16 protein-coding genes and 2 pseudogenes are annotated in these 21,829 nt (G+C 59.5%); 7 read left to right on the top strand and 11 right to left on the bottom strand.

All coding sequences use genetic code 11. The features are described 5' to 3' along the window. Window positions 1-22: 22 nt before the first annotated feature. Window positions 23-1,030 (top strand): hypothetical protein, encoded by a 1,008-nt coding sequence (locus tag R0125_RS04920; RefSeq protein WP_317237368.1) that lies wholly within the window; start codon window positions 23-25, stop codon window positions 1,028-1,030. 21 nt (window positions 1,031-1,051) lie between these two features. Beyond that, window positions 1,052-2,539, top strand: a complete 1,488-nt coding sequence (locus tag R0125_RS04915) for an amidase (RefSeq protein ID WP_248183904.1) — start codon at window positions 1,052-1,054, stop codon at window positions 2,537-2,539. Window positions 2,540-2,562: 23 nt separating this feature from the next. Here R0125_RS04915 and R0125_RS04910 read toward each other — a convergent pair whose 3' ends face one another. From R0125_RS04910 to R0125_RS04895, 4 genes are read right to left on the bottom strand one after another with little or no spacing between them, the layout of a single operon-like run. Next, entirely contained in the window at window positions 2,563-3,192 is a 630-nt protein-coding gene (locus R0125_RS04910; RefSeq protein ID WP_317237367.1) for a tetratricopeptide repeat protein, read from the bottom strand. Next, entirely contained in the window at window positions 3,189-3,971 is a 783-nt protein-coding gene (locus R0125_RS04905; RefSeq protein WP_317237366.1) for an SDR family oxidoreductase, read from the bottom strand. Before R0125_RS04905 ends, R0125_RS04910 begins: the two co-directional genes overlap by 4 nt. Further along, entirely contained in the window at window positions 3,958-6,162 is a 2,205-nt protein-coding gene (locus R0125_RS04900) for an AMP-binding protein (protein WP_317237365.1), read from the bottom strand. Before R0125_RS04900 ends, R0125_RS04905 begins: the two co-directional genes overlap by 14 nt. Then, window positions 6,146-6,865 (bottom strand): thermostable hemolysin, encoded by a 720-nt coding sequence (locus tag R0125_RS04895; protein ID WP_248183897.1) that lies wholly within the window; start codon window positions 6,863-6,865, stop codon window positions 6,146-6,148. The genes R0125_RS04900 and R0125_RS04895 overlap by 17 nt, the downstream gene beginning before the upstream one ends. A gap of 141 nt (window positions 6,866-7,006) precedes the next feature. Between R0125_RS04895 and R0125_RS04890 the strand changes: the two genes are divergently transcribed. Both R0125_RS04890 and R0125_RS04885 read left to right on the top strand, forming a co-directional pair. Continuing rightward, the gene (locus R0125_RS04890; protein ID WP_317237364.1) at window positions 7,007-7,708 is read left to right on the top strand and encodes a response regulator transcription factor; all 702 of its coding nucleotides are present in this window, start codon (window positions 7,007-7,009) and stop codon (window positions 7,706-7,708) included. Further along, window positions 7,699-9,087: an ATP-binding protein gene (locus tag R0125_RS04885; RefSeq protein ID WP_317237363.1), complete on the top strand. Its 1,389-nt coding sequence runs from the start codon at window positions 7,699-7,701 to the stop codon at window positions 9,085-9,087. Before R0125_RS04890 ends, R0125_RS04885 begins: the two co-directional genes overlap by 10 nt. Here the strand turns inward: R0125_RS04885 and R0125_RS04880 are convergent. Both R0125_RS04880 and R0125_RS04875 read right to left on the bottom strand, forming a co-directional pair. Further along, window positions 9,059-10,669 (bottom strand): choline dehydrogenase, encoded by a 1,611-nt coding sequence (locus R0125_RS04880; protein WP_317237362.1) that lies wholly within the window; start codon window positions 10,667-10,669, stop codon window positions 9,059-9,061. The two genes, R0125_RS04885 and R0125_RS04880, sit on opposite strands and share 29 nt — an antisense overlap. A 112-nt stretch (window positions 10,670-10,781) precedes the next feature. Then, window positions 10,782-11,216 (bottom strand): PAS domain-containing protein, encoded by a 435-nt coding sequence (locus R0125_RS04875; protein WP_317237361.1) that lies wholly within the window; start codon window positions 11,214-11,216, stop codon window positions 10,782-10,784. A gap of 231 nt (window positions 11,217-11,447) precedes the next feature. Here R0125_RS04875 and R0125_RS04870 point away from each other — a divergent pair, with 231 nt between their 5' ends. Both R0125_RS04870 and R0125_RS04865 read left to right on the top strand, forming a co-directional pair. Beyond that, window positions 11,448-12,875 carry an alkaline phosphatase PhoX gene (locus R0125_RS04870; RefSeq protein WP_317237360.1) on the top strand — a complete coding sequence of 476 codons (1,428 nt, stop codon included), beginning with the start codon at window positions 11,448-11,450 and terminating at the stop codon, window positions 12,873-12,875. A gap of 100 nt (window positions 12,876-12,975) precedes the next feature. Continuing rightward, window positions 12,976-15,144, top strand: coding sequence for an alpha/beta hydrolase-fold protein (locus R0125_RS04865; protein ID WP_317237359.1), 2,169 nt, complete (start codon window positions 12,976-12,978; stop codon window positions 15,142-15,144). 71 nt (window positions 15,145-15,215) lie between these two features. Here the strand turns inward: R0125_RS04865 and R0125_RS04860 are convergent, their stop codons facing one another. The 3 genes and pseudogenes from R0125_RS04860 to R0125_RS16595 form a co-directional block, all read right to left on the bottom strand. Next, complete coding sequence (locus tag R0125_RS04860) at window positions 15,216-16,769, bottom strand: PAS domain-containing methyl-accepting chemotaxis protein (protein ID WP_317237358.1); 1,554 nt, start codon at window positions 16,767-16,769, stop codon at window positions 15,216-15,218. Window positions 16,770-16,886: 117 nt separating this feature from the next. Then, window positions 16,887-17,309, bottom strand: a pseudogene (locus R0125_RS16600) (methyl-accepting chemotaxis protein); the annotation flags it as partial. Window positions 17,310-17,405: 96 nt separating this feature from the next. Further along, window positions 17,406-18,134: pseudogene (locus tag R0125_RS16595) on the bottom strand (PAS domain-containing protein); the annotation flags it as partial. Window positions 18,135-18,493: 359 nt separating this feature from the next. Here R0125_RS16595 and R0125_RS04850 point away from each other — a divergent pair. Beyond that, entirely contained in the window at window positions 18,494-19,333 is an 840-nt protein-coding gene (locus R0125_RS04850; RefSeq protein ID WP_317237355.1) for a metal-dependent hydrolase, read from the top strand. Window positions 19,334-19,445: 112 nt separating this feature from the next. Here R0125_RS04850 and R0125_RS04845 read toward each other — a convergent pair whose 3' ends face one another. Further along, entirely contained in the window at window positions 19,446-20,765 is a 1,320-nt protein-coding gene (locus R0125_RS04845) for an NADH:flavin oxidoreductase/NADH oxidase family protein (RefSeq protein WP_317237354.1), read from the bottom strand. Window positions 20,766-20,847: 82 nt separating this feature from the next. Then, on the bottom strand, window positions 20,848-21,819 hold the full coding sequence (locus R0125_RS04840) for a hypothetical protein (protein ID WP_317237352.1): 972 nt from the start codon (window positions 21,817-21,819) through the stop codon (window positions 20,848-20,850). Window positions 21,820-21,829 lie beyond the last annotated feature (10 nt).

The following is a 21,829-nucleotide window of genomic DNA, read 5'->3' as shown; positions in this document are numbered from 1 at the left end:
TCACAGAAATTCAGGCACCTGAATGCTGAAGATCAACCGCGCAAATCTCAAGAAAAGCCATCAGACGATCTGGCTCACCATCGACTTCCTGATGCTGGGCCTGCTTATTCTCAACCTGTCCCTGATCATTTTCGATTCCATCTATGCCTTCAGCGCCATCGAAGGCTTTTTGGCCGACCATGTACCCGGTTTTCAGGCGTTCTACGACCCGATCCACGAGAATTTCCTGTTCTATGACCTGATCTTCGTGGGCATCTTTCTTACCGAGTTCTTCGTGCGCTGGGGCTATGCGGTAAAAGCCAGCGTGTACGACCGCTGGTATTTTTACCCGTTTATCCACTGGTACGACCTGGTGGGCTGTATCCCGGTGGGCAGCTTCCGCTTCCTGCGGATTCTTCGCGTTATCTCCATCATTTACCGGCTGCATCAGTACAAGATCATTGATGTCACCAGCATGCGCGTCTACAAGTTCGTGAACTTCTACTTTGAGGCGTTCATGGAGGAGTTGTCGGACCGCATCGTGCTCAAGGTGCTGTCGGGAGTACAGCAGGAAGTCAAACGGGGCTCGCCGCTGTTCGAGCGGATCCAGAACGACATTGTCTACCCGCGCAGGAGCATGCTGACCGACTGGATTTCCGGGCGCGTGGCCCAGGCCGCGCAGGAAGGCTATGTCCCCAACCGGGGCGCCCTGCGCAGCTACCTGGAGGACCGGGTAGATCACGCCCTCAAGCAGAATCTGGAGCTGTCGCGGCTGAAATACCTGCCGGTGGTCGGCCCGCAGATACAGGAGACCCTGGAAGAAGCGGTGGGCGATATCGTTGCCAATGTCATCCATCAGATTCTGGAAGACCTGGCGTCGGCCTCCAACCATGCGTTCATCGAGGACATCGTCAACGTCTTCATCCCGACGCCGGACGACAGCGCGGAGGAGACCCCGGAGAATCAGGCCGTGATCAACCTGATCCTGGAAATCCTGGATGCCGTGAAAACCCAGGTGCAAGTCAAACACTGGCGCGAAGACCTGCCATAACAACCCAAAGAGTCAAGACTCATGCCTTCATCACAACCGGCACTGCACTACCGGCCCGCTCATGAGCTGGTTCGGGAGCTCAGTGACGGCACGCTCACCAGCGAAGCCGTCACCCAACACTTTCTGGACCAGATTCGCCGTCACAACGGCAGCATCAATGCCGTGGTTACGGTGGACGAGGAACAGGCACTGAAAAAAGCCCGCGCAGCGGATGAGAAACGGGCTGGCGGCGCCAACCTGGGACCGCTCCATGGGCTGCCGCTCACTCTGAAAGACACCTGGGAAGTGGCCGGCATGACCTGCACCGCCGGCGCCCGGGCCCTGAGGGATTACACACCCCGTCACCACGCCGATGTGGTGCAGCGTCTGGAAGACGCGGGGGCGATTGTCGTCGGTAAGACCAATGTGCCGATTTACGCCACCGATCTGCAGAGTTACAACAAGCTGTTCGGCGTCTCCAACAACCCGTTCAACACCGACCACACCCCCGGCGGATCATCCGGTGGCGCCGCCGCCGCGCTGGCCGCCGGCATGACGCCATTGGAGGTGGGCAGTGACCTGGCCGGCTCGATCCGCACCCCGGCCCATTTCTGCGGTGTGTTCGGGCACAAGCCGTCTCGCGCCCTGGTGTCGTTCCGCGGCCACATCCCCGGACCGCCCGGCACCCAGTCACGGCCGGATCTGGCCGAAGGGGGACCGCTGGCGCGCAACGCGAAAGACCTGCAACTGCTGCTGGACGTCATTGCCGGCCCCACGCCGCTGGACGCCCGTACCTGGACCATCAGCATGGCGCCTGCCACCGTTTCCTCCCTGGATCAGGCCCGCGTGGGCCTGTGGCTGGAAGATCCGCTGTGCCCGATAGAACAGGAACTGACCGACGGCTACCGCGCCCTGGGGCGGGAACTGGAGCAGCGCGGCGCCCTGGTGGCCAACGCACAACACCCGTTGCTGGATCTCGAACACATTCTGCCGCCCTATTTCAATTTGCTGGGCAGCCTGTTGAGCACTTCTCTCAAACCCGCCCAGCGGCGGCAGATGCTCTGGGTCGCGCGGCTGGAAAAGTGGCTGAAATTACTGGGCCCGCTAACCGCCTTTATCGGCGAATACGGACGCGGTGTGAACCAGCCGGTGCATCAGTGGATCGCAGTCAGCGAAACGCGGGAGAAGATGCGCGCAGAGATCGCCAGCCTGTTCGAGGAGTTCGATGTGCTGCTGACGCCGGTCACGCCCACCACCGCCATACGCCACGATCACAGCCAGCCGGTGTTCAAGCGCCGCATCGCCGTTGCCGGCCAGCCGCGGGCTTACATGGATCAGTTCTGCTGGATTGCCTTCGCCACCCTGCTGGGCTTGCCGGCCACGTCGGTGCCGGTGGGGCGGAGCAAAGACGGGCTGCCGTTCAACGTACAGGTGATCGGTGCCCCCGGCAAAGACCTGACCACCCTGCGCTTTGCGGAACTGTTGGAGCAGGCGGGGCTTGCCGGGTTCACGCCACCCGCGGGTTTCTGAGCCCCAGGGGAACGGAGCCGGTTTCAGGAATTGGCCAGGCGTGCCAGTCGTTCACGGATTTCCCGTCGCCGGCCCTGATCTGCAACCTCGCGCCCACTGCGATCCGGCGCGGCGAGGGCACGTTCCAGGTACTGTCTGGCGCGGGCCTTTTCCCCCTGTTCGAGCAGGTAATCCCCGAAGAAAAAGTTCGGATCAATGCCGTCGGGGTTGATTGCCAGCGCTCTCTGCAAATACCGACGCGCCTTGTCATCGTCACCGAACCCCAGTGGCCATCCCGGTACCTGATAGTAAAGCGAGCCGAGTGAGGTATACGCCGAACCTTCCAGCGCCGTATCGTCAATCTCCAGCGCTTTTTCAAGCTGGCGGCGGGCATCCTTTACCAACCCGAGCGCACCCAAGCCCCCCTTCTCGCCTGCCCATGTGCTCAGCACAATGGCCTGCCAGATGCGAGGCTCGGCACGGTCCGGGTAAGTCGCTACGAACCCCTCGGCGTCTCTGGCCAGGGCCTCAAACGCCTTGGCTTTCTCCTTTCCGGGCAGCTGATACTGAATTTCGGCCCAGCGTTGCTGAACGCGGGCAAGGTCCGCTTCGACGCTGTCTGCCAAGGTCGGTACAGCCCACAATAACGTGAACAACACGCAAAGCATTTTCATGATGAGGCTCCTGATTGGAGAAATCGCCGGATGACCGGCAGTTGTTTGAACATCGCCCTGTCCACCAACCGCGGCAGCACACTGTTGATCACCACGAACAGCCGTTCTGGCCAGCCCATAAAACAGCGGCGCTGATCCCGGGTCATGGCCTGAACGATGTTGCGGGCGACCCGCTCGGGTGAGTCCACCGAATTGCCAAGTGCCTGGTTCAAGCGGTTAACCGCTTCCGGGTTCATTGCCGTTGCGGTAGCGCGGGGGGCGGCGTAGAGCACTTTGACCGGGGTGTCGGCCAGCTCCCTGCGCAGGGCTTCGGTGAACCCCCGCAGCCCGAACTTGGTGGCACAGTAGGCGGTATAGCCCGGGAAACCGATGCTGCCGAAGGTGGAGCCGACGAACACCAGTGCGCCCTCACCGACCGCGCTGAATCGTGGGGCAAAATGACGGGCCACCAGCATGGGGCTGCGCAGATTGACCGCCAACTGGCTGTCGATGGCAGAGACCGGCGTCTGCGACAACGCGGAAAACTGGTTCTGGCCGGCACAGTGAATCACGCCGTAAATCTCCGGCCAGTTATCCGTGATGGTCTGAAGCTGCTCCTCCAGATCCCCCGCTGCCAGATCCAGCTGAACCGCGGCAGCGCCGGCAGGAAGCCGCAAACCCTCAGACTGCCGCGACGCCACCAGCACTCTCGCCCCCTCTGCCAGCAGCATGGTCATCAGCGCCTGACCAATACCGCCAGTGCCGCCCAGCAACAAAAAACGACGTTCACGCAGCTGCATGGTCCGTCTCCTTCTGCTGGGCTGCCTCGCTGGCCGGCAACGGAATGCGGTGCAGCATATCGCCGTACAGGCGATACACCACCCGGGCAGAGTCAATGATCGCCTGCTGGTCGTCGGGGTCGGTGATGCTGTTCATCAGGTCGCGAAAGAACTCGAAATGCCCCTGATCGAGCTCGCCGTGGGAGTACAGATAGCTAAACGCCTTGTCCGGCAGCTGCAACTGTTGCTGAATCTGTTGCGCCAGCGGGGTTGCCAGCTCAATGGACGTACCTTCCAACACCTGCACCATGCCGAAGAAGGCCGCAGGATTGCCGCGGTCAATCTGGTGGTACAGGTAGGCCACCATCAGTTCGATCGACAGATCCGGCTGGCTGGCGCGGCGCTCCTCGCGGTCCTCGCCGCAGGCTTGCAGGTCGTCAAGAATCCACTCGTGGTGGCCGTACTCTTCTTCAATGTATTCCACCAGCGCCTTACGGACGCCTTCAAGACGCTCCGGCAAGCGGCCACCGCAGGCCATCATCAGTGGCACGGTGTGTTTGACGTGGTGAAAAGCCTGGGTCAGGAACCAGGTATAACCTTGTAGCGTCATCCGCCCCTGCTGGACAGCCTGCACTACCGGTGCTCCGGTGACGTGGGTGCGGGCCTGGGCGGTTTCGGTTTGGAGTCGGTCAAAAAATGCCATGGTCGTTCCTCTTGGCGTGATCGGGTTGATCGGAGTGATCGGGAGTATCAAGCTCATCGGGTCGCTGTTGGCGATCAGACGGGGCAGATCAGTGTGAATGCGGTGCCGCATCAGCCGGCCATTGGCGGTGAGATGGCCACCGGCGGCAGACAGCGGCGCCACCAGCCGGTAGATGTGTGACAACCGGGCGTAATCCGGCAGCCGGTCGTTAAGCTGATGACAGACGGCGGCCAATCGTTGCAGCGCTTCGGGGGAGTCGGTGTGGAGCCCATAGATCAGCGCACGCGGCCGGGCCTCACCGTCACCGAATACCAGCGCCTGCTGTGCGCCCAGAGTCTGAATCAGTTCGCTCTCCAGCCATTCCGGGCTGATGTTGCGACCAAAACTGGTGATCAGCAGGTTCTTGGAGCGGCCGTCCACCGTCAGGAAGCCATCGTCCGACAGACTCCCCAGATCCCCGGTATCGAGCCAGGAGCTCTGGGGCACGGCGGCACCCAGATACCCGAGGAAGGTATTACCGCGGATCAGGATGCGGCGCTGCTCATCGACACGAACCTCAACATGATCCAGAGAGCGTCCGGCGGTGCCCGGGCGATTGTCGGCCGGCGTGTTCAGTGCCACTACGGAGCCACACTCCGACAGTCCGTAGCCTTCGAACAGCGGAAGTCCCAGTGCGTGTGCCCTGGCCAGAAGCGCGCTGGCCACTTTGCCACCGCCGACCGCAAGAAACCGGAAGCGGTCGGTTTGCAGTGCCCCGCGCTCTGCCTGCTGCACCAGCAGCCTGGCGAGCTCCGGCACCAGTATCAGTGACTCCGGTCGCCAATGGTTCACGGCAGCCGCCAGCCGGCTTGCATCGACACCGCTGCTGCCACTCATACCGAGCGCAGCCAGCGGCTCCACACGCACCGTCGACCCCAGCAACAAGGGCAGATAGAGACCGGCGACATTTTCCAGAAGAGTCGCCAGGGGCAAGATGCAGAGGTGAGAGCGGCCGGCGTGGGCGCGAAGACGGTCTTTCAATGCGCAGGCGGTCGCGGCCAGATGCGCCCGCGAGAGGCACACGCCTCTGGGCAGGCCGGTACTGCCTGAGGTAAAGGTGATTTTCGCGGTGCCGGTGGGCAGGTCAACCACCTCGGTCGACGCATCCAGCCGGCTTAACGACACGCCATCACTCAACGCCTCCTGCCCGACCGTTGCGTTCGACCAGAGCAAGGCCTGCAGGCCCGCCGCGCGGATCAGGTGCGCTTTCTGCTCGGCCGAGAAGAACGGCGGCACAGGCACACACACCACGTTGGCACTCAGGCAGGCCAGATCGGCGATCACCCAGCCGGGTGTGTTATCGCCGCATAACCCCAGGCGTTGGATACCGCGGGCCTGCAGTTGATCGGCCAGCGCCTTCACGGCCTGAAACAGTGACATGTAGGAATACGTCAGATCGCCGGACACCAGAGCGGTCGCGTTCGGCCGCGCGTCGACCACGCTCCGGAACAGATCAGCCAGTGTGGCCATAACCACCTCCCGTTGCCCAAGCGGCGCTTGTGACCATCGTCGCGCTGGCATCAATACTCTGCACGTGCCGAAGCAGGCCGCGCGCTCGAAGGCTTTCGAGGCCCTGGCGGACATTGATTGCCAGCACCCGCGGCTGGCATTCATAGTACCGCCCCCAGGTCTGGCCGGCGCCCGCAAGGCGATCGGGGTCAGCGCCCCCCAGATCCACCACGTCAATGCCCAGGTGCTGAAAGCTGTTTCGCAGCTGGGCGGTACCGGTACACACGACCCACGTCAGCCCCCTCTGATTCAGCCGAACCGCCAGCGCAGCAAACAGGGGCCGGCTGATGCCGGTTTCGACACCGGCCAGGTGGGCGATTTCCACGACGGACGCCCGCTCAGCGCCTGCGCACGGGAGGCAGGCCTCAATGGGCCGGTCCAGGTAATCTTCCAGGAACAGTCGCTCCACGGCGGCGTTGCGCACGCCGACTGCAGCCAGCAAGGTGCCATGTTCGGACACCAACGCCATGAGTGGCGGCATGTGCAGGGTCGGGCGTGCCCCGTATGCCTGCTCGAAGCGCCGGCGAATGAACGCGGCGGCTCGCTGCTCACTGGCGGTGCGCGGGCGCAGCTCGCACAAATGGCGATGGCCACAACGCACCACCGGTTCGGCTTCCGCTGATGCAGGATCAATACTGGTGGGCATGGTCAAACATTCGGTCATAAGAATCCCCCTCGACTGGCCTCCAGACTAAGGGGAAAGACTTAAGGCTGGCTTAACGGAGCAGGATCGATTTCTTAAGCCGGTGTTAAGGTTTCTGTGCCAGAATCAGGTGATATCCACTCTGGTGACGGAACTGACCGAATGCGCATTCTGCTTGTGGAAGACGATCACATGCTGGCAAACACCATGCTCACTATGTTGCGAGATGATCAGCACACCGTAGACTGGCTCGACGACGGCCAGCAGGCGCTCAATGCACTGACGGGCGAGCACTTTGATCTGGCCGTCCTCGACCTGACGTTGCCCAGGCTGGACGGTCTGGAGGTGCTGGCTCGTGCCCGCAGTCGGGGAACGAACACGCCGGTTATTATCCTGACCGCACGCGCGGGACTGGAAGAAAAACTGCAGGGGCTGGACGCCGGTGCCGACGATTACCTCACCAAACCCTTTGCCATGGCGGAACTCAAGGCCCGCATCCGCGCGGTCACCCGCCGTGGCACTAACGGCAACCAGGCTGCCAGTATTGGCCTGAGCCTGGGCAACCTCAATCTGAATCCGGACTCCGGCCGGCTCACTATCGGCGAACAGACCGTCAGCCTGCCCCGCAGCGAGGTCCAGATACTGCACTATCTGATGCGCAACCCGGATCAGGTGGCCACCCGCCGGCGGCTGGAAGAGCAGCTTTATGGCTGGGACCATGGTGCCGAGAGCAATGCCCTGGAGGTTCATATCCACCACCTGCGCCGACGGGTTGGCAAAACGGTGATTCGCACCATCCGCGGCGTGGGCTACCTGCTCGACAGCCAGCAGGCGACCCGATGTGGAGCGCCGGCATGTCCCTGACCCGCACGCTGATTTTGCTGGTGGCCTCCATTGTCATGCTGATTGCTGTGGCGGCCGCCACCTGGAGCTACCTTGAAAGTAACCACGAACTGGAGGAACTGTTCGATGCGGAACTGGCCCAGAGCACACGCATAGTACAGGGGCTGGTGCAGCACCTCGCGGCAACGCAATCGTACGAGGAGCTGGCAGGTGCGCTCAAACAAACCCTGCAACTGCCGCAGGGTGCGCTGAACGAGGACGACTACGACGAGATTCTTCCCGATGGCACCGGTCACAAGTACGAGAAGAAACTGGCGTTCGAGGTCTGGACAGCGGCTGGTGAACCGGTGCTCGACACGCTCGCAGCGAATGATGATCAGCTCCTGAATTCCGGTTACGCCTGGTCAGAGGCAACCGGATTCCAGTGGCGCACCTTCACCCTGCAAGATCCCCAAACCGGCTACTGGATACGCACGGCCCAACGCGAGGACATTCGCCAGGAGCTCAGCCAGGAACTGGCGCTGAGCAACATCCTGCCATTGCTTGCCGCGTTGCCCCTGCTGGTTATTGCCGTCGCCTTTACCATTCAGATGGGATTCCGGCCGCTGCGCAAGCTGGAAAAACCCATCCGTCACATGGACCCCGAGCGCATTCACCCACTGGACACCCGCCACGCCCCCAAAGAAGTCAGTGGTCTGGTGGGCGCGGTCAACGGACTGCTGAAACGGCTGGATGATGCCCTGGAACGGGAACGCCGGTTTTCCGCCGACGCAGCGCACGAACTGCGCACACCACTGACGGCGTTGCGGCTGAATCTGGAGCGAATCGATGAACAGTATCCGGGCGAATTCAGCGATCTGACCGCATCGGTGGATCGCATGGTGCACCTGGTGGAACAGATGCTGCTGCTGAGTCGGGTAGAATCCGGTGCCGGCTTCAGCCCCGAGCGCCAGAATCTGTCAGACATTATTGCCCAGAGCATTGCCGACGTGGCCCCACTGGCACTGCAGAAGCGGATCGAGCCATCTCTGGATGATCAGGCCGGGCAATCGATTATTCGTTGCCAGGCGCCGCTGGTGACTTCACTGATGCGATCGTTGCTGGCCAACGCTATCCAGTACAGCCCACCGGGCACGTGTGTGGAGACCCATCTGGAAACAGCGGATGACGGTTATCGGGTGCTGATCTGTGACCAGGGCCCGGGCATTCCCGAGGATGCCCGCGAGCAAGCCCTGAACCGCTTCACCCGCCTCGATCAGCGCATGGGATCTGGCGCAGGTCTGGGCCTGGCCATCGCCCGCCACATTGCGGAAATGCACGGCGGGCGGTTGGCCTTGATGGAGCGGCGAGACGGTCAGCCGGGGCTGTGCGTCAGCGTGTGGTTCCCGGCTCATCGCTAGCCCGCATCATGTCCGCCGCTTTTTCAGCGATCATTACCGCCGGGGCATTGGTGTTGCCGCCGATGATGCTGGGCATGATGGACGCATCCACCACCCGCAGGCCTTCCAGGCCATGAACCCGAAGCTGTGGATCAACCACCGCCATATCATCGATACCCATTTTGCAGCTGCCCACCGGGTGATAGACCGTGTCGGTGCGGGAACGGAGCACGTTGCGGATATCGTCGTCGGTGCTGACGTTGCCGGTAAACGGGTCACTGGTGATAAACCGCGACAGCGCCGGGGCTTTCATCAGTTTGTCAGTCATCTTGTAGCCCTTGACCATGGCTTCAATATCGTCCGGATGGTCAAAGAACTTCGGATCGATCACCGGCGGCGTCTGCGCGGAGGCATCTTTCAGAGACACTGTACCGCGGCTCTTCGGCCTGAGCAGGCACACATGGCAGGAGAAGCCGTGCCCGCTGTGCAGCGTGCGGGCATGATCATCCACCAGCGCAACCACAAAGTGTAGCTGGATATCCGGTGCCGCCTGCTCGGGACCGGTCTTGAGAAAGCCGCCGCCCTCGGCGAAATTGGAGGCCAGCAGGCCGCGACGCTCCTTGCGGTAACGCAGGAACTGGCGGATGCCGTGCAGCCCGCCTTTCAGTGACAGACCCAACAGATTGGCATCGCTGGACTTGTAGCCGAAGATGAAATCGGGGTGGTCGTGCAGGTTCTTGCCCACGCCGGGAAGGTGATGCAACACCGGCACACCGACCGCGGTCAACTCATCGGCATCACCGACGCCGGACAGCATCAGCAGCTGCGGCGACTGGAAGGCACCGGCACTCAGTACCACTTCCTTACGAGCACGAATCTGCCGTAGCTGGCCATTCTGCAGAATCTCCACACCCACAGCTCGCTTGCCCTCGAACACGATTCGTTGCGCTAGAGCATCGGTTTCAATGGACAGGTTCGGGCGTTCGAGGTGGGGCATCAAATAACCGCGGTAGGTACTCCAGCGCTCGCCGTTGAGCTGGGTAACCTGATAGAGACCGATCCCCTCCTGCTGGGGACCGTTGAAGTCCGGGGTCAGCGGGTAGCCGACCTGGCGGGCAGCCTCAAGATAGTGCTGCTGGAACGGGTTGTCGCTCTGCAGATCACTGACTTTGAGCGGGCCATCGGTGCCGTGCCACTCATCATTGAGGGTCTGATTACCCTCGGATTTGCGAAAGTATGGCAGCACGTCCTTGAAGGACCAACCCTCATTGCCCTGCTCAGCCCAGTGATCGTAGTCACTGGCGTGACCACGAATGTAGGCCATGGCGTTGATGGCCGAGGAACCACCCAGCACCTTACCCCTGGGCTGATAGCCCCGGCGCCCGTTCAGCCCAGGCTGAGGTACGGTTTCAAAGGCCCAGTTATTGATGTTTTTAGGCACCATGGCGACCACCGCGGCGGGGGTTTGCACCAACCAGCTGGCACCTTTACGGGAACCGGCTTCGATCAGCGCCACGGTGGTGTTGGCGTCTTCGCTCAAACGCCCGGCCAGCGCGCATCCGCTGGAGCCACCGCCCACAATTACATAGTCCACTGTCTGCATTACTGAATACCCTTTGAATTCTTGTTATGGAGAAGAACGTCGCAGCCTACCTTTGATGAGAGAGTGGGCGAAGTGACACCAAACCTGAAGGTGAATCCGGGCCACTTTGCACTTATTGACATCCAGCCGGAACATCACGCTCCACGAGGGTGATGATGCGCTTGAGGAAACCCTTTTCGCTCATCACCGGCAGATAACGGGATGCCAGCTGAATTCTGTGCCCGTCGGCATGAACGTGGGTGAAAAGCCCCCGGTGCGCATGGCCTGTGACCAGCTCACGCCAGAACGTGATGTACGCCTCGCTGCCAGTGTATTGTGTATCGCACAGAACCCGGTGGTGTTGGCCCACCAATTCATGCTCCTGATAGCCCACCGCTTCCCGAAACAGGGGGTTGGTGCGTTCAATCAGCCCATCGGGAGACATCACCAGCACCGCCTGGTGGTCCTCGATGACCGCGAAGTCCGCTTCCAGCTCTCTGAGCTTCTCCTCTGCTGCCGCCAGTTTGTCGAGGGCGGCCTGAAGTTCTCTCTTCGTTTTACCAAACATCACCACTATGACCATCCCATCCGAACACCAGTCTCTCGACCTCGAGGCCAATCCGAGAAGTCTATACGTTGTATCTGAGGGACTCGATGAAAACCCGCACGAGAAGAACATCTGTTTGTCAGCGAAACCACCATTGGACTGCCCACCGACAGGATAACAGTCACCGAAACGTAACACTTCGTTACTATCCTCCGTCAGAAGAGTGAGCTTATTCGGTGCGAGGCAGTGGTCATGGACAATCAAAGACGTCGTTTATTACAGATGTTGTTCGTCGGCGGTTCGGCGATGGCGCTGGGCGCCTGCGGTGGCAGTACGCGGACCCCGGGTACGCCGGAGCAGACCGCGACCACGCCCCCGACGAATACCCCGCCAACGCCTGCGAGCCCAGAGGCGTTGGCCATACAGCTGCCCTTGCAGCAGGGCCCCCTGATGGGCATTGGCGCACTGCAGGACAGCGGCGTTGACGGTGTGCTGATACCCCCTGAATTTGACATTCGCAGAGTGGCGATCTCCGGGCTCACCGCCTCCACCTTCCTACCTCTGCCCTCACTGGGACTGATTACCTATCCCTGGCACACCTTTCCGGACGGCGGCGCCGTATTCGATCTCGACGACGGCGGTTGGATCTACGTTTCCAACAGTGAAACCATGTTGACCGGTGGCGTCGGAGCGCTCCGTTTCGACCGTGACGGAGCGATTACCGACTCCTACCCCATCCTGTCGGGCACCCGACGGAATTGCGCAGGTGGCCCAACGCCCTGGCAAACCTGGCTGTCCTGTGAAGAGGTCGACGATGGCAAAGTTTACGAGTGCGACCCGCTGGGCACACCGGATACGGCGCAAGAACTGCCGGCCCTTGGCATATTCAACCACGAAGCTGTCGCGGTGGACCTCGAGACCCGTACGCTCTTTCTGACCGAGGATGCCGGTGACGGTCGGCTGTATCGTTTCCGCTCCAGCGGCATGGCGCCTTCCATCAACGGAGAGCCGGGCCTGGATATGCAAAATGGCACTCTGGAAGTGCTGGAAATTCAGGGTTTCGAGTCCGGCAACTATCAGGAAGACCTTAACGAAGCCCGCAAAGTCGCGCGCGTGACGTGGGTGCCCGTGGTATCGCCCGAAAGGGCTCAGTCCGAGGTTCGTTCAGAAATCCAGATGGCTACAGGCATGGGCGCACCCGGCACTATTTTCAAAGGCGGCGAAGGCATCTGGATTCAGGAAATCCCCCGCGAGCAACAGCAACGCGTCAGCGCCACACAACATCCGCTGCGAGCGGTGGTTTACTTCGCCTGTAAGGGCGATAACCGGGTTTACGCCCTGGATGTGGATAACGACCTGATCGAAGTGGTCTTCGATAATGACCAACTGATGGCGCCGGACATCCCCTTTGACGATGTCGACAACCTCACCGTATCGCCCATGGGCGACATCATCGTCTCGGAAGATGGCGATGCCATGCGGCTGATGGTCATGAACCCGAACGGTCCATCCAAGATATTGCTGCAGGTGCCCGGCGGAGGCAGTGAGCTGACGGGTCCGGCCTTTACGAGAAATGGACAGTATCTCTATTTCAGCTCCCAGCGGGGGAACGCGTTGGGTAGCGGCATCCCGGGGCTTGGCATCACCTATGAGCTCGAGGTTCCCGAGAGATTCCGCTGAATATTGACCAGATTGACGCTCCAACTGATTGCCCGAGACACGCACTTTGCAGTGGCTTTGTTGTTAGTCTTTTCCAAAATAAACAACAACAGGCGAATCAATGAAACAGCTGCATAAACTTGGCTTGGCCATTCCGGTGGGACTTCTGCTTGGTTGTGGAAGCGAGTCAGGAGAATCCACTGCTTCAAACGGCACGGTACCTGCCGCCGAAGCCGCGGCTCCCCAGGTTGCTCAGGAGCAGGCGGCGGACTGCTCGAAAAACAGCTGGATAGCCGGCTCGGTCGAGTGGTGCGAAGGCAAACTCACCTACTACGATTATGTGTATGACGATTACGGTGCCGACCGCGGCCTGATTTCCCCGGCGCCTACTCTGCTCAATGTGCTGAACAGAGGCGGGCAACTGGGCTCGCCGGTTGCGAATAACCCCGGTTTGTTGTCGCCAACCGCCGGTGACGAGCGGTATCCCGAGGGGCTTCTGAATACCGCAGACCTGGTCAAACTTCACGTCGAAAATCTCGATGGTACCCTCAGGATTACCGCGGAGCTGAACACCCTGTTCAACCCGGGCGATGCAATCCTCGGCGTGGCGTTGGACCTGGATCCTGGCCAGTCCAACGGCGGAGGCGACTGGGGTCGGGTCGATGTTGCCAGCGAGGGTTGGGATCAGGTCCATTTTCAGGACAACGGCGACCCCGACTCCAATGAACTGGTGCTGACGATTCCCGCTCCCGCAGCTGACAACTACCGACTCCAGGCCGTCGTTGCCCAGGCCGATGGTACCGTTATGAATGTTGCGTTCCGCGGCATCCATGAAGGCGCATCCGCCGATGGCGGTGTGAACCAGGTGTTGCCCGCTGCCGGTAACTGGTGGGATGACCATCAGGCCGAGGCACTGGGGCGTGGTGACATCAGCGAATTCGGGCTGACGATAGAGCGTCAGGATTTTGAAATCCGGCGATCTGATGATATCGACTTACCCAGCGGCTTTTATCAGCGGGTGTACACGTCGGATTACCCGTTGGGCGAAGGCGTTGCCATACCGGGGGTTAACGGTCGAGACGGCGGCGGTACCTTCTGCGGTCAGTCCTTCAACTATCTGGGCAAGTATCAGCCTTATGGCATTTACGTCCCCGAATCGGCTGTCCAGCCTGAGTCCAAGCCGGGCATGATGGTCGTTATGCATGGCTGTGAGGCCAATCACGCCAGCCAGATCAATCAGCCAAACATGCAGCAGCGATTCGGCGACGCGCTCAATCGCATCCTGGTTTCCCCTCTGGGACGCGGACCTTACGGGTTCTATACAGGCCCCTCCGAACGCGATGTGCTGGATGTGATGGACGATGTTCAGGACACCTACCCGGTTAATCCGAAACAAGTGTTCGCCTCCGGATACTCCATGGGGGGTTACGGCGCCTTGCATTTCGCAACCCATTACCCGGACCGCTATGCTGGCATGGTCAACTGGGTGGGCTACACCGGTGACCTTCTCAATATCCCCGAATTTACCCCTGTCGTCGATGAACTGCTGGAACAGGGAACAGAACTTGTGCTGCGCCCGATCCTCGGCGAAATACTGGGCAGCATCACAACTCCGGCAGAAGGGTTTGCCAATGTAGTGGATTACGTCGGAAATCTTCGCCACATCCCCAGCGCTCATTTGTATGCGGCGGCAGACGAGCTTGTTCATGTGAGTGAAGCCCTGGCCATCGCCCAACGGCTGTCAGCGGCAGACAATCTGGAATACAACTTTTACCTGCATCCTGTGGCGGAGCATCTGACGTTCCTGGTGCTGGATGACTGGCGTAAAGAAGCCCTGGTTTCAGCCGGTTGGGTGCTGGAAGAGAATCCTGTCAATGTGGTTTATACCTTCGACCCTACGTTTGATTACCCGGAATTCGACATCAAGCATGATTCGGCCTACTGGATCAGCAACCTGGTCGCCCGTGAGTCCACGGCAGCCCGGGTTGAACTTAACAGCTCCGGGTGCCGATCGCTGACAGAAGAGGCGTCCACCGAACTCACCGGGGGACTGGATCCCGTGCCCTGGAGCGGAACCCGCAACGAGGTAGCCGAACAGCAAGGTCCTGCGACGAGCAGACTGACCGGAACACTGGAGAATGTCGGCAGTGCGACTATCGATGTTGACGATACCTGCTTGGCTGACATGCCGATTTACTACCGGATCGAAAGTGACGGAGATGCCTCCATCACGTTCAGCGATGGCAGGACACTGACTCTTGAAGACGGTTTGCAGGAGGGCGTCTTGTAAGAGAGCGCTCCTCAGAAACGCTCACTCACTGAAAAACGAACGTGGCTCAACGAATTCGTTGAGCCAGTCACTTATTTGAATCTCACCACCAGCTCGTGAAGGTCACCGGCGATCTTCTCCATTTTCTGGACGCTGGCGGTTGATTGCTCGCCTTTATCCAGGTTATCTGCCGCCAGCACGGAAATCTGCTCAACCTGCTCATTGATCTGGTCAGACACCTGAGCCTGCTCCTCGACGGCCGCGGCCATCTGGGTCGCCATTTCCGCGATGGTGCCGACAGACTCGGTAATCTGCCCCAGCGCGTCCTCAGCCTCCAGCATGCGCGCCAGCCCTTCATCAGCTGCCCGATTCCCTTCGTCAGCCACCTTGACCGACGCAGACGATCTGGCCAGCAATGTGTCAATGATGCCGTGGATTTCCCGGGTTGAATCCTGGGTCCGTTTTGCCAGTCCACGCACCTCATCGGCTACCACCGCAAACCCTCGCCCATGCTCACCCGCTCTGGCCGCCTCGATGGCAGCGTTCAAGGCAAGCAGGTTGGTCTGGTCCGCAATTTCCTCGATAATTTTGGCGGCGCCGGCAATTTTTCCGCTCTCCGTGGCCAGCTCAGTGACCGACTCCGATATCCCATGCACCTTCTCTTTGAGCTTCTGAATCGATTCGCGGGTCGAGATGACCACCGATGCGCCCCGGTCCGCGTATTCCCGCGCGCCCTCAGCTTTCTCCGCCGTTTGCTGAACGTTGGCAGACACCTCACCGATGGTTTGCGACATCTCATGGACGGCCGCCGCCACTTGCTCAGTCTCGGCCTGCTGCTTTTTCAACGTTTCCTGAGCTTCGTAGGTGATTTCCAGCCCCTGCACAGCGCCAATCTTTACACTGCCAGCCGCGTCTTCGATCCGGGTCAGAACGGCATCCAGGTGCGCCTGCTGGGAAAGCACCGCGACCTTTACCCGGCCCAGCTGTCGGTCGTCGTCCGTGTAGCTACTGGCAGCAAGATCGTCAGTGAAAACCTTACTCATCAGTTGTGTGACCGACCGAATGAGGGCGTCCTTGGACAGCTTCATCCAGATCGCGTAGGCAATAACGCCAACAGACAGCACAATCTCTGAAACAACTTCCTGCTGGTAGAAGAACAATCCGGCAGAAATCACCAGCACCGCCACGAGGAAGAGAGTGCTCACCGCAATCCGTTTCCACCACGGGGTTCCGGTTTTGCCGCGCCGCATATCCGCGTACAACTTTTCAGCTCTCGCCACGTCTTCCCGAGCCGGGCAGGATCGCACAGATTCATAGCCGACAACGTCCCCGTTTTGCGTGACCGGCGTGACGTAGGCACTGACCCAATAGAAGTCACCGTTCTTGCGGCGATTCTTCACCAGACCCATCCAGGGGCTACCGGATTTCAGGTGAGACCACATGTTCTCGTAGGCGGCCGGGGGCATATCCGGATGCCGAACAATGTTGTGAGGTTGGCCAATAAGCTCGTCACGGGTAAACCCGCTCACCTCGACAAACGCGTCGTTGCAATGGAGGATCTTGCCTTTGAGATCCGTCGCCGATATCAATTTCTGCGACTGCGGAAAGGTTTTTTCATTGTTTGTTATTGGTAAATTTTTGCGCACGTTAAGTCCTCAAATCATCCGGTTATGTATGCAACTCCTACATAGATTCTTTATCGGCAAGGGATCGAGAATCTTCAGTACCGATCTAACAAAAAAACAATCGCAATGACTCTTTCATTACCCCGAACTGGACATCATCGCAGCCAGCTCACTAATACCCCGATCCACTTCAGTGATACCCTCGGCAACCGAACCGATGCGCTCCGCACTATTTTTTGATAGCCCACTCACGTTATCCATTGTGCCCCTGAGCTCCGCAATCATGGCATTGTTCGCCGCTACGACATCTGAGATTTTTGCAAGAGATTCGGCAGTCCTTGCAGCCAGTGTGCGAACTTCATCGGCTACTACCGCAAACCCACGCCCAACCTCGCCTGCCCGTGCGGCCTCAATAGCAGCGTTCAAGGCGAGCAGGTTGGTCTGATCGGCCACTGCCTGGATCGTGGTAACAATACTGTGGATCTGGGCGGCCTGCCCCTCCAGACTCTCGCTCAGTTTCAGGGCACCCTCGATCTCCGCAGCGACCCGATCTGACACCCTAACGGCCTCCTCGATGGCGTGCGTTGACTGATTGGCGATCTGCGACGCCTCTTCCGAAGTAGCCGCAGCGGATTCCCTGGCCTCCTGTGCCCGACTCACCTGTGGGGTTATGTCCATGGCAAACTTTACAATTTTACTGACGCGCCCCAGCTCATCGAACACCGGGCTGTAGGTCGCCTCAAGCCAGATCGAGCGACCTTGCCGGTCTTTACGCTCGAACCGACCGGAAAAACTTTCACCTGATGCCAACTTTTGCCAGAAATTCGGGTTTTCGCGGTAAAAAGCGTCAAAACAAAACATTTTGTGGTGCTGACCCACAATCTCGTTCAGCCCATAGCCCATGGCGCTCAGAAAGTTCTGATTCGCATCCAGTACGATCCCCTCGGGCTTGAATTTAATGACCGCCATGTACGTATCAAGAGCCGCCAGCAAGGCCTCTTTATCCGCGTTTTCTGTATGGGTCCTGGTCACGTCTGCGGCAATTTTTATGATTTTTACTACCTGACCTTCACGATCTCTGACCGGAAAATAACTCCCCTCAAGCCAGAGCTTTTTTCCTTTCGCATCAATTCGTGGAAGTCGTCCCTGGCGGTAACTCCCACCCGCCAGCTCGCGCCAGAAATCCTTGTACTCCTGGCTGCTCGCATAGGCTTGCTCGCACAGCATCCGATGGTGCTTGCCAATCAGTTGGCTCTCGTCGTAACCCAGCAGCTCAAGCAGCGTATCGTTGACGGATTGAATGATGCCCTCAGGGCTGAACGTGATGAAGGCAACCGCTCCCTGAATGGCCTGCAAGGTACTGAGGAGTTCCTCATTTTCGGCCATGCACATGTCCAGCTTTTGAGAGCTGTCCGTATTTTTCGATTTTTTACCGAACATTTTCATCCCTCAGATACCGGACCGCCGGGCAAACCCGGGCAGTCCGGAAGCGGCAGAGAACACGTTGATGAGAAATAACCGAATAGCTTTCCGATTAATTGCAATTCTCAAGCACTAATAAGTTTTATACCCCAAATCGCGGCGAGCTGTGATTGTCATTTGTAATGAACTGTCACCTCTTGAACCTTTTAGTAGTATTGAGTAACGCCGCCCAATCGGATAACCAGTTGTCCCAAAAGGGCAAGTCCGTTCACCCGTCACGCCACTATAACTCGGTTCCAAGATCGACAAGAGAGGAGCCTGTTGTGGCTACAACGAAAGCAGTTTCAGCATTCCCAGTTCGCCGGCAGGATTTTGAATTCGGAGAAGTTCCGAGATACTGGGTAAACGGCGACGCCTTCATGACCCATGTATTTAACGGCATGTCAGCCTTGTTCCCCGATGGCGAACGATTCTTTGTCGCCAGCGTGCGGGCCGTTCGCGAGGCAGTTAATGACCCGCAACTGCAGAAGGACATCGGCGCCTTCATCGGCCAGGAGGCGATGCACGCAAAAGAGCACGAGAAATTCAACCGTGGTGCCGTCGACAACGGCTATAACCTGGAAGCGCTCGAGGGATGGACGCGTAAATTCCTGTCAGTTGCCGACCTGCCGGGGCTCAGCAACAAAAAAGTCCGCCTCGCGGCAACGGTGGCTCTCGAGCATTTCACCGGCATACTCTCCGCACAGCTGCTGCGCCGGGACGACATCGTTGAATCAATTGATGAATCCATGCGCAACCTGTGGATGTGGCACTGCGTAGAGGAGAACGAGCACAAGGCCGTGGCCTTCGATACCTATAAAGTCGCGTACGGTGAGGGCGCACTCAACTATGCCATTCGTATGGGCACGATGATGCTGGCAACACTGCTGATCATGGTGGCCATCCATGCGTTCGTTGCCGAACTGTTGCGTCAAGACGGCAAGCTCTTCAGCGGCAAGGAATGGAGAAGCGGGCTGACCCAGTTGTGGGGGCGCACGGGCATGTTCAAGCAGATCATCCCCGAGTTCTTCGACTACTTTAAACCGGGCTTCCATCCCTGGGATCACGACACGGAGTTCCTCCTCAAGCGCTACCGCAAGCGCATGGGCTTCCAGAGCCACTGAGGCCCCCGCACCCTATTCGCCCTGCACGACGCAACCGGGATAGGGAGTCACCGCAGAGCAACCGGGTCCCCGGTTGCTCTCGCACTACTCGGGCAAACCCTCAGAAAGGGTGTCACCGAGAACGCTTTTTCACCCGCCGGGCCTGACCGAGCTCATCCATAAGGTAGGCGCCAATCGCCCTGAGGATGCCCATGCGGGGATCCGCCGCCTCGTTGTCCGCAAGCCGGAAGATTTGCTGGTAGTACCATGCCTGGCCACCCAGCACGTTAAGGACCTTGATCGGCATCAGCGGACTGGCCGGTGAAAAGAAGCCCTTCTGGGCAAGCTTGACGTGATCCTCGTGGCAGACGGTTTTGTCGATACGCCCCTCAAGCAGATCCCCGGGCGTGTCCGGGTCTGTGCAGAGCGGCCGGCCAAGGCCAATCACATCGGTTTCACCAGTGGCGACCACTTCCTCCATGAAGGCCCGCGTGCGGAAACCACCGGTCACCATCAATGGGCAATCGCAGACTTCGCGGATCTTCTGGGCGTAATCCAGGAAATAGGCCTCGCGCTTACGGGTACTCTCCCGCATGGCCGGCCCCTCACTCGCGGTGTCCGCATCGCCGCTGTACCCGAGTAGCCGGGGCTGTTCGTAGGTGCCGCCAGAGACTTCAAGCAGATCGATTCTTTCTTCGTTCAGCCAGCGCACCACCTGCACACTGTCCTCAAGCGTGAACCCGCCCTTGCGGAAATCGTCCGAGTTGAGCTTGACCGCCACCGGAAAGTCCGGCCCCACGGCTGCCCGCGTGGCGCGAACCGCCTCCAAAAGGAAGCGGGCGCGATTTTCCAGCGAACCGCCCCAGCGATCGGTCCGCTGGTTGGTCACCGGAGACAGAAACGACGACAACAGATAGCCGTGGGCGCCATGCACCTGAACGCCGGTGAAACCCGCATTCTTGGCAACCCGGGCAACGTGGGCGAACCGCTGGATAAAGTCGAGGATCTCAGCTTCCGTCAGCGCCCGCGGACGGGCATAGTTACCCAGCAACGAAAGCTGAACGGCAGACGGACCCATAGGACGGTTGGTGACGTACCGCGGCGATTGCCGACCCGCGTGGGAGATCTGCATCCACAAGTGGTTACCGTTCCGCGTGCCCGCTTCTGCCCAGGCGCGCAATTGCGCCATGTTCTCCGGCTCGCCCTCTGTTGGCGCAGGATCAATCGCCACGTTACCCGGCCGTTCCAGCACTCGCCGATCAATCATTACGTTGCCGGTAATCAGCAGCCCTGCCCCGCCATCGGACCAGCGCCGATACAGGGTTTCATGCCGTTCGGTGGCGCTCAAACGGTCGTCTGACAGGCCCTCGGTCATGGCCGCCTTGGCAATGCGATTGGGTAAAACGGCGCCGCAGGGGAGTTCGAGGGGTTGCGCTAAAGGTGATTGATGCATCGGGTTATCCTGTGTATTTGACGAAGTAGAGCCCACAACCTGCGGGCTCTATTCTTACCGATGGACAGTTGCCCTGGTCAGATCACCAGCTGTACTGGTATGCCAGTGTGAACATCCAGTCCATCTCCATTTGAACGCCATTGTAGTCCTGATGAAGCGGCAGCGAGAGCTCTGCTCCCAGACGCTGACCGCGAATGGCCCCGCTCTGGCCCACCAGATTGGCACCGATGGCCACGTCGACAAAATCACCGCCGTAATTCTCCGGATTCGCTGTCTGAATCGGCGCACGAATTCGCGAGTCATCCCCGTCAATGGCGTCCTCAGTACGGGCAGTAAGACGCAGCGATGTGCTCATCCATGGCAGAACACGATAAGCCCCCCAACCGGTCAGCTCATGCTTATCGCCCAGAGTGTAGTCTTCGTCATTCTCACCAAGACGAACAACGGCTTTGTACTGCCCGCCCCAACTCACCAGTCCATCCCGTCCGTTGTAAGTTACACCAGGCTCGAGATCATAAGTGCCGGAACCTAACTGCATGGCATAAGGCATACGCAGTGTGGGGCGCGTGTTCATAGGCGTCAGCACATCGTCCTCCTCGTCAATCGAGCCTGTTGGCAAACTGAGGCCCGCATTGAGATGAACGCTGTGTTTCCCCTGTTCGTAAACCGGAATTAACGCTCCGATTTTGGTATCGCCCCAACCCCGGTTATCCGTAGTGAACTTCCCGAGCCGCGTTGTGCCAGAACCGCCCTGAAAGGTCAGATGGTCCATCTCTTTCTCGATGTAGTTGGCCATAAGCATAAGCGTCACTTTATCACTCGGCGCGTACATCAGACCCAGCATGTGCATTTGCGTCGTCATCTCAAGCGGCACCACCCTGAGTGTTTGGGGCTGCATGGGCTGGCCCGCAAAAGGATTGCTGACAGTGGACACAATCTGCTCGGGGGAAATGCTGTCTCTGCCTTTCTTGTTATCCTTCATGGACATGTTCATGAACCGGTATGAAAACATCCACTCGCCGGCGTTATGGGTGTGGTCACCCATTACGCCCATTGGCGCGTGA

It is taken from the genome of Marinobacter sp. M-5, assembly GCF_032911545.1.
Lineage (GTDB): Bacteria > Pseudomonadota > Gammaproteobacteria > Pseudomonadales > Oleiphilaceae > Marinobacter > Marinobacter goseongensis.
Note: the sequence above shows the minus strand (reverse complement) of the source record. Positions and strands in the feature narration are given on the sequence as shown.